The sequence below is a fragment of the Bordetella flabilis genome (assembly GCF_001676725.1).
Taxonomy (GTDB): domain Bacteria; phylum Pseudomonadota; class Gammaproteobacteria; order Burkholderiales; family Burkholderiaceae_B; genus Bordetella_C; species Bordetella_C flabilis.
Map to the genome: position 1 here is coordinate 1,496,091 of NZ_CP016172.1, position 15,692 is coordinate 1,511,782.

Here is a 15,692-nt window from a genome sequence, read left to right on the forward strand (position 1 = left end):
AAGTCATATCTGGGTGCTAATCCATCATGACCGCACGAAGCCCTATTTCTCTGGCCGGACTGCTGGCTCCGATCAATGTCTCATATAGAGCGATACCGCTGTCGCACTTCTGTCGATCCGTAAGCGACGAGGGATGCGTGACGAGCGCATAAATGGACTCCCGTTCAGCATCCGGTAGTCTCGCGAAGACGGCGCCCAATTGACGGCTGATTTCCTGCTCAGAGATGACAGGCACGGGATAGGACAGGAGATTCGCTATTGCCGCATCCGCCGATATCCTCGCCCATGCGTCTATAGCATTAGGCTCTTTACTATGCTCCACGGCGTCAATAACGGAGCGGTAGGACTCTTGTCCTGAAATGTCACCTGTGAACATCCGAGCACAGGCGCCGGAACTCAAGTTGTCCATCACCTCTACGAGGATTTTTGCTCTTTGCAAGAGTTCCTGGTCGGGCAGCCTCGATATGCCACCTGCAGCCAGTTGTGCATAGGACTCTTTAGTCCCGTTAGCGCCCTTTCCACGTCGCCACTCTGCGTACTGTGGCAAGGCCTCGACGCGTGCCCATTCTCGCTTGAAGGCATCAAAGCTCCGTTGCGATGGAAAGCCTGCTGCCGTGTAATCATTCCGGGCTTGATAGTGCCGCCATGCCTGAACGCCGGCCGCACTTCCCCCAGCCGCAACGAAGGACAAAAGAACTACGCCGATGCGCTCTTTCCAGCTTCTCTTCTGCTCCATGGCGTCTCCGTTGATCGTGCCAGACATCAAACGTGATACTGGCCATCCTCTTGCGCGCGCTGCTGAATAGGATAAATCAGAGGCGGACGTTTCATTTAGAAAAGTGACTTTACCAAAGTTCTCTTAGCTGCACCCCTTAATTGTTTGTATGCGGCTTGAGTATCTACAGGGTCACCGTCACAGCTTGGTGGTCCGGCAACGTTGCCGGACGGGTGCCCGTTCGCGCCCTCCGGCCGAATGCCGGTCACGATGCCACGGGCTCTGCCGCGTGCGCGTGGTAGACCGGCGTGCACCGTCCCGCCTCCATCATGAGGAAAAATGTCTTCGGACGTTCCGCTGCCTTTTCCAGCATTACCCAACGACCGGGCGGAAGTTCAGATTCAATGGGCGGCCCCCGGCGGCAGACGGCGCCCAGCCGGGAAGATGGTGGCGGCGCACGAACGGGGGTGCAAAACCGGACACCGGCCCAGCCGAATCTGGCCGCCAAAAGGTGCCACCATCTCCAGGGTGGCTTACCGCGGCGCCATTGTCCCTAGGCCTTTGTGGAGCTTTAGAATCCTAACCCCGCGGATGCAATTGGAACTTGATTTGGGAAGCGAGTCTGGTTGTATCTGCATCTGAACAAGGAGCAGCCATGGTTCAACCATTGATCTATCGGATTTCGGAGTTGGTGAAAATCGTCGGTGTATCGAAAACCACCATTTACGAGCTGATCGCGCGAGGCGACTTTCCCTCGCCGGTAGGATTGACCGGCAAGGCTGTCGGATGGCGGGCCTCCGAGATTGAGCGATGGGTCGGCACCCGCGCCGTAGTTCTCAAAGGAGTTCGCGGGGAAAAAACCGTTGGCCCGACACCGCCAGTTGGTGACTAATTCACGGCTTTCTCGATGGCGACCAAATTACTGAGCTGCAGATCAATTGCACGCCCGTGCCAGCATAAGGTTATGTCGATTTTTCGTTGTAAAGCGCTCCAATTTTGGTGTGCTGGAGTGCGGCCATACACACGTCGAAATCGTTTAGCAGATCCTGGGGCACCATGTTGCGATCCTGGTCCTGGTCCTGGTCCTGGTCCTGGTCCTGATCCTGATCTGGCATCAAGGCATATGCCAGCTGCTCGATGATACGAAGAAGGGCGGCAGCTGTCGTCGGCCCTTTGACATCATCGAGAAGAAGCCGGAGAAATTGCCTTTGGTCTTGGGAAAACGAGTCGATATCGTGCATCTGATTTCCTCGTGGCATAAGGACGATCTCGATGTGATCAGCTATCGCCTTCTGGCTCGAGTTAAGGGCATCGCGGCCACGCTATAGGAGGCGGGACAACACGCCGGATAGCCGATGGCCGAGTTTTTTTCTACTACCCAAATCAGTAGTCATTTTTTCAGCAACATGCGTGCCGTCATCGCCTGCTACGGTTCGCGGCGCGCGGTGGCAGTCATGGCCAGCGCTCACGGACGAACTCGAGAGAAAGTCGCCACACCTTATAAGCGGTGTCGGCTCTGCCGCCCGGTATGCGCGATAAGATCAACGAGATAGCGGCGCAGAATGGGCGTTCAGCGAATGCGGAGATCGTCGCACGCTTAGAGCAATCCCGGTCCTCCATGGGGTGGCACGGAATACTGGTGTCGCATCGTACGAGAAGAGGTGAGGGGGCGCAGCCCGAGGCAAAAGCGATGACGTAGATAAGCCTTGGGCTAAGCAAACGATGAGGTTAGGGGGGCTGGAGCAGCAATATAGGGGACTGGGCACTCGACGTCGTCTGCTCCTTGAGGGTTTACGATTCGCAATGTGTTCATTACACTTTGTCATCGTCGACCCCTTGGATATATAAGATGGCCGCTTCGGCACCGTGTGCGATTCGAGTTCGATCAATTGAGTTCGGGCAGCCTCCATTTCGCAAGCTTGGAGAACTAAAGTTAGATTTCGCCGATCGGATGACCATAATCGCTGGTCATAATGGTATCGGTAAATCCACGATACTCGGACTGCTGACCAACACGTTCGGGTTGACAGATGAAGCAGGGCCACGGAGCTACTTCGGCGACCTGTTTTATTTGAACATAGAAAGGATCGTCTACGTTGGGCTTACAGAGGTTGATATTGCGCAGGCCGATCCGAATTCATCCCCGATAGTAGTAGCCGCGGTCGGCAACGTCGACGTTAGAAAGAGGTGTGCCCTGACGCGACGTGCAAAATATCAGCGTGCGCGTGTTGTTCCTCGCACTGTTGATAAAAACGAGGAAGATGAGGTGGGCAGAGACGCGAAAATTCCTCTGCCTACCATTTTTTTGGGCATGCGCAGGCTCGCCTCAATAGGCGAGGCAGACGAACGTGAGGTCACTAGCACCGTTGCGGACATGCACGTCCAAGATAAACATGTCATGAAGGACGTGGTAAGCGCTGTAATCATAGGAACCAACGTTAACGATGGTGCCACCCAACATTCCATAAAAGGCGCCAAGAAACGGGCTATTCACCCCGGCTATGAGTTGCACGACGCGCTAGCGATTTCTATGGGTCAGGATAGTTTGGGTAGTATCGCCACTGCGCTCGCTTCGTTCAACCGACTTAAACGTGAATTGGGGAATAATTATCCAGGCGGATTGCTGGTGATCGACGAGATGGATGTTGGATTCCACCCGCACGCGATTGGGAGGCTTGCTGAAGTCCTCAAGCATTACGCTCGAAAACTCCAGTTGCAGATAATTGCTACAACCCATTCGCCCGCACTAATACAAGCGGTACATCCGGACGGGGATGGCAACTCGAAGGCCCCAGATAGGGTCATCTACTTGCTAGACACCCGCGCGCCGCGGTTGGCTGAAGATCAGTCCCTCGCCGCAATCTTGAGAGACATGGATCTTGTCCCGGAGCCGGTGACCCGCAGGGCGCGTAAGCGCGCGCTTTGCGTCTATTTCGAAGATGCTGAGGGAGCGCAATTTTTGAATGCAATTCTTCCAGCTGGATCGCGGCGGACAATCGCGTCACCTCATGGCGTCTCTTTGAAGCTAATCCCGCTCGGCGTAGGTGGATCAAATCTCTTAGCGCTGCCGGACAAGGACCCCGTCTTTCGAGATCGATTGCTCGTCGTCGATGCAGATACACTCATTCCTGAGTCAGCAAAAAAACGTGGGAATGCGCTAAAGCTTCCTTGCAAGCGAGGTAGCAAAGGTGTTGAGAGGTCGCCGGAAAACACGATTCGAGCGTTTCTGTTTGCAATTGCCACTGCCAACGATGGGGCACAAAGAGAGATGTGCCGAAAGTTTAAGAAGAGAAATGTCTCCAGTGACCTTATCCTCAAGACGTTTTTCGACGGCGGGGTCGGTGGTCACCTAGCGAGAGAGGCTAGCAAAGCCTGGTGGAAGGATCATTGGGACGAAATTAAAGAATGGGATGTCCTAGGGGTCTGGGCCGGAGAACATCCACAAGAAGTTGCGGAATTCGTTGCGGCCTTCGATGCCGCTGTCGCCGCCACGGCTCCACGGCTATTTCGATAGGCTGGCCAAGCTTTCGCTCTCCCGCTATAGTTCAGGCATGTATTCGAACAAGCTCTACTCTCCGCTGCGCTACCCAGGAGGCAAGGTTCGCTTTGCTCCGCTCATTGCGTCCATCATACGTGCGAACAATCTTGAGGGAGGGCACTATCTGGAGCCCTATGCCGGGGGGGCTGGTGTGGCGCTTTCACTGCTCATGGACCAGGTCGTCGAGACGATCCACATCAACGATTTTGATCCGGCTGTGGCAGTTTTTTGGCGGGTAGCGACACGACAAAGCCGAGCTCTAATAGATATGGTGGCTCGTGAGCCTGTCACTATCGACGCGTGGCATCACTGGCGCTCTGTCATGCTGGGCTCGGCTAAAGGTACCGAGTTGCATCGAGGCTTCGCAACCCTCTTTTTGAACCGAACGAACCGCTCAGGGATACTCAAAGCCGGCGTGATCGGAGGGAAATTACAAGAAGGTACGTACAAGCTCGATGCTCGATTTTTGAGAGACGAACTGTGCATGCGTTTGGAGCGTATTGGGCAGCATGCGAGGCGCATTCGTGTCTATGAAGAGGATGCTCTTGACCTGTTGATTCGGGCTCAGAGTGACCTGCCGCCGCGCACGCTAGTCTATCTCGACCCTCCTTATTATGTTAAGGGGTCAGGCCTCTACCGGAACTTCTATCAGCATGAAGACCACATAAGTATCGCAAAATTGTTAAGGCAGAAAAAGTTCAGACAACCTTGGGTCGTTTCTTACGACGACGCCCCGGAAATTCGCGATATGTATTCATTTTCCCGGTCAGTGTCTTACCAGTTGAACTATACGGCCCAGCGGAGATATAAAGGATCCGAAGTTATGTTTTTGAGCGAAAGATTGGGTGACCCGAGCCGAGCTTTTGAGGCCTTTCTAGCGGCTGCTGCTTAATGTAAACACAACCTCATGCTCTGTGCCTACAACAACTTCGGATGCACCCATTGCGCAAGTCATAGGCTGGGTCCGCCTGGCAACTGTTCTTAGAGCTCACGATGCAAATGCACTACCCGTCCCAGCAGATACGTCCCATCCCCGCATGGCACGGGCGGATAGTTCTTTTGGTCAGCGTTGTCCGAGGACAGCCACTAGTGGCGATGCTCATGCTTGATCCGCTTCACCGTCAGCCGCCTTATGGTTGACCGACACAGTGGCGTCCTCTGCTCGGTTTGCGTCCACCAGACCGCATTGAATGATCACTGTGCAGGATGATCCGTTGCCATGACTGCTATACGGAAAGCGGTGGGACAACAATAGTTGGATCTAACCTGATTATCTAACCCGTTGTCGGGTCCGCCTCCCATGTCTAAGCTCCAACTCCATTGACTTTCAATTGGTTGCGCAGATGTCTTCAATCGACTTCGAAGCATACGAACGGTTTGCGGGACGGCATCGGTCCAGGTTCAGAGGAATCTCCCGCGCGACGGGTGGTGAGCACAGCCCCGAGGACGTGGCTAGCGAGGCGCTTCTGCTGGCTGTCGGGATGGCCGAGAAGGTCGGCGCGCCCCCAGACTTCGATGACCGTGAGTTTCAGGAACGTCTCCTTCGCCACCTGTACCAGCATCTCGTCAAGTACACGGAAACAGTCGTCCGTTATGCGGTAAAGCTCGACAAGCCAATCGACGGCGAAGAAGTCAGCACCGAGGACCATCCGGCAATGCGTCGGCGGGCTGATGTGGGCAATGAGCCGGCCGAGCCATTGGCCCAGCTTATGGCGAAGGAGGCTGCGGCGGTCCCGATCGGTGCCGTGACGCCTCACGAGTCCAGGGCGGCGGCATACTTTCATCTGCTGGAGCGGTGCGGGAGTAGCATGCGAATCGCCGCGGAGGCGCTTCGGATCTCCATCTCTTACTGCTACTTTCGGTTCAACGAGGCAAAGCGGCTCGTGACGCTGCAGTCGGACCTGAAGCCGATCATCGGCGATCCTACCTTCTCACCCGGTCCCTGGCGCCCGTACAAGATGACCGTCGATCGTCCGTGGCATCAGCTCACGCTGGGCTTCGACGACATGGGCCTGCCGTGGTAGTTCTGGTGCCAGAGCGGCGTGGCTTATTCACTACCGGCTTCACCTTTTGCCTTGTCAGCTGACGACAGGTTTCTTCGTCTGCCGCGCGTCGATCCCTTAGACGCGCTTTCCGCTACCCATCGGTCATAGCCCTCCAGGTTGATATGCTGGCGGTTGTCGGGGGACCATTTCCAGTGCGTTCCCTCGACAAGATGCCCGTCGCGAATGAGCCGCCGGAACGAATGGATCGAGCGGCCAGTGTATTCCGATGCTTTTTCCAAAGTTACCCAGATCACGGGGCGAAAGTTGAGGTGCACGGGGCGTCTCCTATCCTTTCAGGGATCCGTGGACCTGGCTCTATGCGAGCGGGGGCGGCCTGGAGCCAAGCTTTCCGGTAGGTTTCTGGGGGTGCCTGACGGCCGCACGGCTGGCCCAGGCGTTGTATCCCTCGATATCGATCAGGATTCGGCCATCGGGGGCCCGTGTCCATACATCTCCCTCCGCCCAAATTCCGTCCCGGATCTTGGTGCGGATGGCGGCCGCCGTGTAGCCAGTGCTTTGGGCGGCTTTTTCGATTGTGATGAAGCGCACGGCCAGGCCACAGAGCGCGCTGACCAACAATCGCATTGATTCGGTGTCAGAGGCATGGGCCAGCATGGCTGACGTTCATCCTTCGGTGATATTGGATGGCCCATTCTAGGTTCGGTCCGATGGACCGTGACAGAAACGTGCCAGGAGTAGGTGAAAAACAGGCCAAAATGATGGGAAAGCCGCCGCAGTTGACGGGGTGGCTACACCCGCAAGTCGTTGATGTAGCGGGGCTTTCCGATTTCACCTATTTGCGGGTGGTGGGACTCTTAATCCGTAGGTCGAGTGTTCGAGCCACTCACAGCCCACCAGAATTCTTTCCCCCCTTTCAGCGCCTGGCCCACCGGTTTCGGTGGGCTTTTGCTTTTGGCGATTGTGCGCGGCGGATCTTTGCGGCGCACCTCGTCTATGCTGGCAGCCGTTGTTCCGAGAGGCCTTGGCCGCCGAACAAGAGGCCTTGGCCATTTACGGGCCGTTGTTCGTGAGGCGCCGGCGCTGAATGAATGGGGTCTCCCAGATGCCTGTGCCCATTTCAGGCATCGAGGGTGCAGGGTGCCAGGCTCAAACGGGGACCGCAAACGCCGTGATAACCGTTGCGAATGCTGCTCGGACAGCTCTAGGCGTTCGAAATCAGGGTGGAACCGATATTTGGCCCAAGAACGGAAGCGCGACATGGGGCGAGGCGCACTCGCTCTGCGGCGCAGGCCACATGGTGACGACCATTGCCTGGCACGATGGTGGTTACAATTGGTCCTAAACGGAGGGCCGAACGTGGAAAAGAGTCTGGTTAATGTGGACGGTGCAGCGCAGGCGCTTAGGAAGTTCGCCGAAGAGCGGGATTGGCAGCAGTTTCACTCGCCCAAGAATCTGGTCATGGCCCTTTCTGGTGAAGTCGGCGAGCTGACCGAAATCTTCCAGTGGATGACCGAGGCGGATTCCCACGGCGCTGCTTCGGCCCCCACAACTGCCGGCGCGGTCCGCGATGAGATTGCGGATGTGGCCCTCTACCTTATCCGGCTCGCGGACGTGCTGGAGATTGATCTCAACGCGGCCGTGGCAAGCAAGCTTGCCGCGAACGCGGCCAAGTATCCCGTCGAGGCCTCGCGTGGCGTCAGCACCAAGTACGACCAGCTGCCGAAGCCATGATCGTCTACCAGGCCGACAAGAAGGAATTTTTGCTCGACTACGACGACCGCGATATTGAAGACGTCATTCATGCGAGGTACCAGGCGGCGACAAGCCGCAAGGTCGCCAAGTCCGAGGTCAGAGCGTGGCGCGAGTCGCTAGGCTACATTGCTCGCGTACTCCGAGACCCGGCCATCGCCGACGACGTGGGCGTGGCCGTCGAATTTATCCTGCCGCAAACATCCAAGCGTATCGACGTGATCCTTGCGGGGCATGCTGACGATGGGTCCCGTCGCCTGATCGTGGTCGAGCTCAAACAGTGGTCTTCGGTCGCCGAGACCGATCGGGACGCGCTCGTGCTGCTGCGTGGGGGCCGCAGGGCGGATGATGTACGAGTGCATCCCAGTTACCAGGCATGGTCTTACACAGCTTTCCTGGAAAGCTTCAACGAAGCGGTCTACGACGGTGGTCTTCAGCTTCGTCCCTGCGCCTATCTGCATAATTACGTCGCCGACGCCGTTATTGACGCGCCCCGCTACCAGCCCTATATCGAGCGCGCGCCTCTGTTCTTGAAGGGGGATGAAGATCGGAAGCGGCTTCGTCATTTCATCAAGCAGCACATCGGCCACGGACGGGGCCGGCAGGTGCTGTTCGACCTTGAGAACGGACGCCTGAAGCCTTCGAAGACCCTTGCGGATGTGGTCGTCAAGCTGTTGAAAGGCAACCGCGAGTTTGTGCTGATCGACGATCAGAAGGAAGTTTTCGAGGCGGCCAAGGCCGCGTGCCGGCAAGCTTGCGCTTCGGGCAAGCCTCGGGTGGTGATCGTTGAAGGCGGGCCGGGAACGGGCAAGTCGGTGGTTGCGGTGAACTTGCTTGCGGCGCTGCGTGACGGTTTGACCGTCAAATATATATCCAAGAATGCCGCACCGCGGGCCGTGTACAGCGACAAGCTGATCCAGACTTCCGAGAATGCGCATCTTGTGAATCTATTTGGTGGGTCTGGTTCCTTCACTGAAATAGAGCCGGATGCCTACGATGTGCTTGTGGTGGACGAAGCGCACCGGCTGACCGAGAAAAGTGGCTTCTACGGGAACCTCGGCACGCATCAGGTAAAGGAACTCATCGATGCGGCGAAGTGCAGTATCTTCTTCATCGACGAGGACCAGCGTGTAACGCTCAAGGATGTGGGCTCCAAGGCGGTCATTCGCGAGTTTGCTGCGGCCCGTGGGGCGCAGGTTGAGGAGTATGCGCTGACCTCGCAATTCCGTTGTGCCGGCTCCGACGGTTATCTGGCGTGGGTGGACGACGTCCTGCAAATCCGTCCCACGGCGAACAAGGTATTGGACGGCATTCCCTTTGACTTTCAGGTGTTCGACGATCCGGCAGCGCTACACGCGGCGATCGAGGCAAAGAACCAGAACAATCGCGCACGCGTGGTGGCGGGTTATTGCTGGCCTTGGAACAGCAGGAAGAATCCCAAGCTGGCCGATGTGATCATTGGCGATTACGAGCGCCAGTGGAATCTCGAAGAGGACGGGAGCCTGTGGATAGTCGCCCCCGAATCCGTTCGCCAGGTTGGATGCATCCATACCTGCCAGGGGCTTGAAGTCGACTATGTGGGCGTCATCATCGGGCCTGACCTAGTGATGGACGGCGACACCGTGCGTTCGGTGCCCCGGGCCCGTGACCGGCACGACAAGACCATGAAGGGTTACGTGAAGATGTCGAAGGAGAACCCGACCGAGGCTGCACGGTTGGCGGACTTAATCATCAAGAACACGTATCGCACCTTGATGACGCGCGGCATGAAAGGTTGCTATGTCTACGCAACCGATGAGAAGTTGGGCCGGTACCTGAAGGCGCGCATACGCGCGGTGTTATCCCGGCCGCACTAGCCCAGGAAACATTGCGCCATTCAAGCCCGCCCGTCGCGGTGGGCTTTTTGCTGCGGACGGTTCACGCTCCGCAATGTCTATCGCTGCGTGGACGCGATGCGTCACGTGCCCCGGGACGCCGCGGCCCACATCCAGGATGCGCCACGCGCCCCCAGGAAGCCGAGCCACATCGAATGGCCTCGGCCGCATCACCGGCGCTGCAACGACCCCTAAGCCGGCCATTGTTGATCCGAATTGCATAGTCCTGGCAATTCCCATGAATTTTCTTTTGCCGCGCCGCTGATAGCCTGTCGACGAATAACGAAGAACCAGAGACGGGGGTCGTGGACGTGTACGTCAATCGATGGCGTGGCCTTGGAATGGCCGCTCTTTTCCTATCCCTGACGTCGTGGTCGGCGCCCGGTCACGCCCAGCAATTGGACGGAAAGCGCCTGTTCCAGCAACGGTGCGCGTCCTGTCACGCGGTGCAACCCGGGAAGAGCGGCGTTGGACCGACTCTGTTTGCCGTGATGGGTCGCAAGGCGGGCAGCGTAGAGGGTGCGCGGTATTCGGACGCCATGCGGAGCGCGGCCACAGTCTGGGATGACGCCACCCTGGACCGGTTCCTCGCCAATCCACGCCAGGCCATTCCCGGAACAAGCATGCTCATCGCCATCCAGAATCCCGGCGAGCGGGCTGCCTTGGTGGATTTCCTTAAAACATTACGCTGATGCTGTCGCGGGCAGTAAGCGATCAACGCAAGGAGGCCTCATGGCTGTCGTGACAATAAATGGCCGCAGTGTCGACGTGGCGGCAAGTCCGCAGACACCGCTGCTTTGGATTCTGCGTGAACATCTCGGTTTGACGGGCACGAAGTACGGTTGCGGGGCCGGCGCGTGCGGGGCATGTACCGTGCACCTGGACGGTGACGCGGTCTTTGCCTGCCAGATGCCTCTGGAAGCGGTGGCAGGACGCTCCGTTACCACCATCGAAGGTCTGTCGCCCGATGGGCAACATCCCCTGCAAAAGGCCTGGGTGGCGGAGCAGGTGCCGCAATGCGGATACTGCCAGTCCGGCCAGGTCATGCGCGCCGCCGCACTATTGCGGGTGAATCCCCAGCCGACCCGGGACGAAATCGTCGATACCATGGCGTCGAATCTGTGCCGCTGCGGCACCTACCAGCGGATCGTGCGCGCTGTGCAACGCGCGGCCGAAGGGGCGTCATCGTGAGGCAATCCGTCAATGTATCGCGCCGGGACTTTCTTCGGTCCGCGGGTGCCTTGAGTTTCGCCGTATTGGCGGGGGGCGCCGTGCAGGCTGTGCGTGGGAATCCGGATTCCTCACAGGCAGAGGGGATCGCAGCCAATGCATGGGTGAGCATCGGTCGCGACGATCAAGTCACTATCCGGTTTGCGGCGACCGAGATGGGGCAGGGGGTCATGACTTCGCTTCCCATGATCCTGGCCGAGGAACTCGATGCTGACTGGGCCAAGGTCAGGGTGGAGCAGGTGGACCAGGGCCCGCAGGCCATCTTCGGCAATCCGCACACGGGTGGCCTGTTGTTTACGGCGGGCAGTTCCTCGGTCGCCGGCTACTTCGACATCATGCGGCGTGCTGGCGCTGGTGCACGGCGCATTCTGGTGTATTCGGCCGCAAGCGCGTGGAAAGTGCCGCCAAGTGAAGTCACGACGGAGCCGGGTGTGGTTATCCATACGCCCAGCGGCAGGAAGATGCGTTTTGGCGACGTCGCGGCGCTGCCGGCTATCGTCAATGATGTGCCTGCGATTACGGAGGCAGACCTGAAGCCCCGATCCGCGTATCGCCTGATCGGCACCAACCCCGGGCGTCGCGATATTCCGGGGAAAACCCGTGGCGAACCGGTTTATTCGATGGACGTCCGCCTGCCCGGCATGGTCTACGCTGCGCAACTGCACGCTCCGGTAGAGGGCGAGTCGCCGGTCGCCGTCGTGGATTCCGAGGCGAAAGCGCTGGCTGGCGTGGTGGACGTGGTTCGCTTGAAGAACTCGGTGGTGGTCCTGGCCGAGCGTTGGGAAACGGCGCTGCAGGGCAGGGATCTGTTGAAGGTCGAGTGGAGCCAGATATCGCGGTTCCGTTCTGCGGACAGTGCCGCCGACCTGATTGCGACGGTCACTGCCGTCAAGGACGCGGCGCGGCCGGCAACGGCATGGGAATCGCGCGGGGATGCCGCAGCGGCCATAAAGGAGGCCCGGCAGCGGCGGTTCGAATCCGTTTACACGACCGAGTACACCTACCATGGGCAGATGGAGCCGCTGAACGCGATTGCCGCGGTCGACCCGGACGGCAAGGGCGCGGAGGTCTGGCTGGGCACGCAAAGCCAGTCCGTTTCGATCGCAGCGGCCGCGCAGGCATTGCAGACGACGCCTGATCGCATCCGCTTTCATGCGATGCAGATGGGGGGCGCATTTGGCCGGCGGACTTTCTTTGCGCGCGACAATCTGCACGATGCCTTGATCTTGTCCAGGCAGGTCAAGCGCCCCGTGAAACTCATGTGGACGCGCGAAGACGATGTGAAGAATGGCTGGCTTCGCCCTGTGACGGCCCATAAGCTCGAGGCGGCGCTGGACGCGAACGGCAAGGTGGTGGCGTTTCATCACCGTGTCGCCAGCCCGTCGATTCTTGCCTTTGCCGCGCCGTCCCGCTGGGAGAACGCCAGGAATCGTGACGTGCTGGTGATGGAAGGCACGGAGAGCGCTGATTACGATATTCCGGATTTCATGGCCGACCACGTCATTCTTGAACGGCGTACGCGGGTGTCGGCCTGGCGCGGAATTGGGTGGGGGCCGAACTGCTTCGCGCGTGAATGTTTTATCGACGAACTCGCTGAAGCGGCAAAGAGCGACCCCGTGGCCTTCAGGCAGGGTTTGCTCGCCAAGAGTCCTCGTGGGCGCGCCGTCCTGGATGCCGTCGTCGCCATGTCCGGCTTCGGCAAGCCGCCCGAAGGACGCGCCCACGGCCTTTCTTTCGCGGGGTACAAGACGACGATAGGCGCGGGCGTTGCCGAGATATCCCTGAACCGGAAGTCGGGGCAGATCCGGGTCCATCGCTTCTGGGCTGCGGTCGACCCGGGTATCGCGATCCATCCGCAGAATCTGGTCGCCCAGACCGAGGGCGGCATCGTGTTCGGGCTGTCGGGCGCGCTGAAGGAGCGCATTACGGTCCAGCGCGGCGAGATCCAGCAGAACAATTACTACGATTACGAGGTGCTCCGCGTGAACGAAATCCCGGAGATCACGGTACGCATCGTCGAATCCGGGGCAGCGCCGTCCGGGGCGGGGGAAATCGGGGTGCCGATGACGGGTGCGGCAATCGCCAATGCCGTGTACGCGCTGACCGGGAAACGGCTGCGCGCCATGCCATTTACGCCGGAACGCATCAGCGATCTCCTTAATGCATGATGCATCGTTGACGGCCGTCAGCAGGCATGACGTGTAGTAGACAAGTCGTTCGTGGATGTCGGCACGTATGCACCCGGCCCACCCATCGCGGTGGGCTGTTTACTTTTGGCGGCGGTCGTACCCCGGCTCGGCTATCGCACCCATCACCCATTACCCATCACCGCATCACGCCATTACTCCCACCGCCGCGCCCATCAGGCCGGCCGCGCCCACCGCCCCCACTTCGGCTTTACGACCAGCAAACCCGGCTTGTTGAACAAATCTTTAATTCTCCGTGAGGACTCCGGGCCCGGCGCGCCGATATCCTGCGCCGGTGCCCATCGTGCCCATCCGGCCCGCGGCCGGCCCCTATCCGGAGTCCATCATGTTGCTGATCGTCCTTGCCTACCTGGGCGGTGCATTGACCATCCTGAGCCCTTGCATCCTGCCGGTGCTGCCCTTCGTATTCTCGCGGGCGGGCCTGTCGTTCCGGCGCGGTGCGCTGTCCCTGCTGGCCGGGATGGTGTTGACCTTCGCCGCGGTCGCGACGCTGGCCGCCGTGGGGGGCGGTTGGGCGGTCGCGGCCAACGAGTACGGGCGTTGGCTTGCCCTGGCGCTGCTGGGCGTATTCGGCGTCGCGCTGCTGCTGCCGCGGGTCGCGGAGCGGCTTACCCGCCCGCTGGTGCATGCCGGCAATCGGCTGTCCGCCGCCGCCGACGCGAGCGAAGGCGGCAGTGCGCGGGCTTCCTTCCTTTTGGGTATTTCCACGGGCTTGCTGTGGGCGCCTTGTGCCGGCCCCATCCTGGGGTTGGTCCTGACCGGGGCTGCGCTGCAAGGGCCGGGTATCGGGTCCACCGCCTTGCTGCTGGCGTATGCCGCCGGCGCGGCAACCTCGCTGGCCCTGGCCTTGCGGGTGGGCGGCAAGCTGTTCACGGCGATGAAACGCACGCTGGGCGCCGGGGAATGGATACGCCGTAGCCTGGGCGCCGCGATGATCGCAGGCGTGGCGGCGATCTCGCTGGGCCTGGATACGGGCGTACTGGCGCAGTTGTCCACGGCTTCGACGGACGGTATCGAGCAACAACTCGTGGACTGGCTCAAGCCTCGGGCGCCATCGCGCGCGGACGCCGCGATGGAAAGTACGGTGTCCGCGATCAAGGTTGCCGACACGCAGGCGGCGCCCGCCGCCGCGCCGCGAGCGCCGCTGCCCGATGAAGGCCCGGCGCCATCCATCGACGGCGCGGTGCAATGGCTGAATTCGCCGCCGCGCTCGCTGGACTCGCTGCGCGGCAAGGTGGTGCTGATCGACTTCTGGACCTACTCATGCATCAATTGCCTGCACGCCCTGCCGTACGTGAAGGCATGGGAAGCGAAGTATCGGGACCAGGGGCTGGTCGTCATTGGCGTGCATGCGCCGGAGTTCGCCTTCGAGCGCAACGTCGATAACGTGACGAAGGCGCTCAAGCGCCTGGGTATCGTCTACCCCGTGGCACTCGACAACAACTTCACCATCTGGAATGCCTTCAACAATGAGTACTGGCCGGCGCACTACTTCATCGATGCGCAGGGGCATATCCGCTACCACCATTTCGGCGAGGGCGCCTATGAAAGGTCGGAGCAGGTCATCCAGCAGCTCCTGCAGGAAGCACGCGACCCGGCGCACGGCGATGCCACCGCGGCGGACGCCGGCGGCGCGGCCGCGGCCGTCCGCCTGGCCGACATGCGCACCGGTCGGGAACGCTAGGGCTTGCGCGATGCCCGGCGGGACGTCGCCTTGCCTGCGCCCTGAGTATCGAGCAACGCAAGCGCCGGCCTGATCATGCCTTCGAGCAGCGGCCGCTCAGGGCGGGTCCGGGCCAGTACGCGCAACCCGATGTGTACACCCAGCAGCAGCCGCGCCATATCGGCCGCAGGCTGGGATGTGGTGATGGTGCCGTCGCGCTGGCCGGCCACGACGCAGCGGTGAAAGAACCCTTCGATCTGTGCGAGCACGCCCGTCACGATCTCGCGGAACTCGGCATCGTGCGGCGCCAGCTCCAATGCGGAGTTCACCAGCATGCACCCTTTGCGCTGTTTATCATCCAGCGAGCGCTGGATGATTTCCGCGAAGAAGGCGCCAATTGCCTGGCGCGGCGGCAACTGGCCTTCCAGGCGCCGTACGCGATCGGCAAAGCTGCCATCGATATAGTGGTCGAGCGCCCGGCGATACAGGCCGCGCTTGTCGCCGAAGGCGTTGTAGAGGCTGGCGCCCGTCAAGCCCATCCGGTTGGCAAGGTCGCGGATCGATGTCGCCTCGTACCCCTGGGACCAGAAGCAGTCGACCGCGGCATCCAGCACCTCGGCTTCGTCAAACTCTCTCGGTCGGCCCATAGTGGTTCATGTGAGGCGGCTACTTTTGATTGGTCGGTAGTCTACGCTTGACTATTTTAGAAC

Annotated in this window: 14 protein-coding genes, 1 tRNA gene and 1 pseudogene; 12 read left to right on the forward strand and 4 right to left on the reverse strand. The window is 59.9% G+C overall.

Annotation, left to right across the window (positions count from 1 at the left end):
* Positions 1-16: 16 nt before the first annotated feature.
* Positions 17-736, reverse strand: coding sequence for a hypothetical protein (locus tag BAU07_RS06550; RefSeq protein WP_066655155.1), 720 nt, complete (start codon positions 734-736; stop codon positions 17-19).
* Between the two features lie 634 nt (positions 737-1,370).
* Here BAU07_RS06550 and BAU07_RS26705 point away from each other — a divergent pair.
* Positions 1,371-1,607 (forward strand): helix-turn-helix transcriptional regulator, encoded by a 237-nt coding sequence (locus BAU07_RS26705; protein ID WP_084025436.1) that lies wholly within the window; start codon positions 1,371-1,373, stop codon positions 1,605-1,607.
* 70 nt (positions 1,608-1,677) lie between these two features.
* On the opposite strand, the gene BAU07_RS06555 is transcribed toward BAU07_RS26705, so the two are convergent.
* On the reverse strand, positions 1,678-1,956 hold the full coding sequence (locus BAU07_RS06555) for a hypothetical protein (protein WP_066655157.1): 279 nt from the start codon (positions 1,954-1,956) through the stop codon (positions 1,678-1,680).
* A 287-nt stretch (positions 1,957-2,243) separates the two neighbouring features.
* Between BAU07_RS06555 and BAU07_RS27785 the strand changes: the two genes are divergently transcribed.
* The 4 genes from BAU07_RS27785 (at position 2,244) to BAU07_RS06565 (ending at position 6,277) form a co-directional block, all read left to right on the forward strand.
* Complete coding sequence (locus tag BAU07_RS27785) at positions 2,244-2,414, forward strand: Arc family DNA-binding protein (RefSeq protein WP_084025438.1); 171 nt, start codon at positions 2,244-2,246, stop codon at positions 2,412-2,414.
* Between the two features lie 150 nt (positions 2,415-2,564).
* Entirely contained in the window at positions 2,565-4,229 is a 1,665-nt protein-coding gene (locus tag BAU07_RS26715) for an AAA family ATPase (RefSeq protein ID WP_084025439.1), read from the forward strand.
* A complete protein-coding gene (locus BAU07_RS06560; protein ID WP_232338259.1) occupies positions 4,189-5,145 on the forward strand; it encodes a DNA adenine methylase in 957 nt (318 codons plus the stop codon). Before BAU07_RS26715 ends, BAU07_RS06560 begins: the two co-directional genes overlap by 41 nt.
* 451 nt (positions 5,146-5,596) lie before the next feature.
* Entirely contained in the window at positions 5,597-6,277 is a 681-nt protein-coding gene (locus BAU07_RS06565; protein ID WP_157122058.1) for a hypothetical protein, read from the forward strand.
* Positions 6,278-6,300: 23 nt separating this feature from the next.
* Here the strand turns inward: BAU07_RS06565 and BAU07_RS27095 are convergent, their stop codons facing one another.
* Positions 6,301-6,573 (reverse strand): hypothetical protein, encoded by a 273-nt coding sequence (locus BAU07_RS27095; protein WP_157122061.1) that lies wholly within the window; start codon positions 6,571-6,573, stop codon positions 6,301-6,303.
* Between the two features lie 501 nt (positions 6,574-7,074).
* On the opposite strand from BAU07_RS27095, the gene BAU07_RS27100 reads away from it, so the two are divergent.
* From BAU07_RS27100 to BAU07_RS06600, 7 genes and pseudogenes are all read left to right on the forward strand, one after another.
* Positions 7,075-7,155 (forward strand) — tRNA-Lys (locus tag BAU07_RS27100).
* Between the two features lie 460 nt (positions 7,156-7,615).
* A complete protein-coding gene (locus BAU07_RS06575; RefSeq protein ID WP_066655163.1) occupies positions 7,616-7,990 on the forward strand; it encodes a nucleotide pyrophosphohydrolase in 375 nt (124 codons plus the stop codon).
* Positions 7,987-9,864 carry a DUF2075 domain-containing protein gene (locus BAU07_RS06580; RefSeq protein ID WP_066655164.1) on the forward strand — a complete coding sequence of 626 codons (1,878 nt, stop codon included), beginning with the start codon at positions 7,987-7,989 and terminating at the stop codon, positions 9,862-9,864. Before BAU07_RS06575 ends, BAU07_RS06580 begins: the two co-directional genes overlap by 4 nt.
* A gap of 323 nt (positions 9,865-10,187) precedes the next feature.
* Positions 10,188-10,574, forward strand: coding sequence for a c-type cytochrome (locus BAU07_RS06585; RefSeq protein WP_232338260.1), 387 nt, complete (start codon positions 10,188-10,190; stop codon positions 10,572-10,574).
* Between the two features lie 40 nt (positions 10,575-10,614).
* A complete protein-coding gene (locus BAU07_RS06590) occupies positions 10,615-11,073 on the forward strand; it encodes a (2Fe-2S)-binding protein (RefSeq protein ID WP_066655172.1) in 459 nt (152 codons plus the stop codon).
* Between the two features lie 65 nt (positions 11,074-11,138).
* Positions 11,139-13,280 carry a xanthine dehydrogenase family protein molybdopterin-binding subunit gene (locus BAU07_RS06595; protein WP_198168878.1) on the forward strand — a complete coding sequence of 714 codons (2,142 nt, stop codon included), beginning with the start codon at positions 11,139-11,141 and terminating at the stop codon, positions 13,278-13,280.
* Positions 13,281-13,644: 364 nt separating this feature from the next.
* A pseudogene (locus BAU07_RS06600) lies at positions 13,645-14,991 on the forward strand (cytochrome c biogenesis protein DipZ); the annotation flags it as partial.
* 8 nt (positions 14,992-14,999) lie between these two features.
* On the opposite strand, the gene BAU07_RS06605 reads toward BAU07_RS06600, so the two are convergent.
* Positions 15,000-15,629 carry a TetR/AcrR family transcriptional regulator gene (locus tag BAU07_RS06605; RefSeq protein ID WP_066655173.1) on the reverse strand — a complete coding sequence of 210 codons (630 nt, stop codon included), beginning with the start codon at positions 15,627-15,629 and terminating at the stop codon, positions 15,000-15,002.
* Positions 15,630-15,692 lie beyond the last annotated feature (63 nt).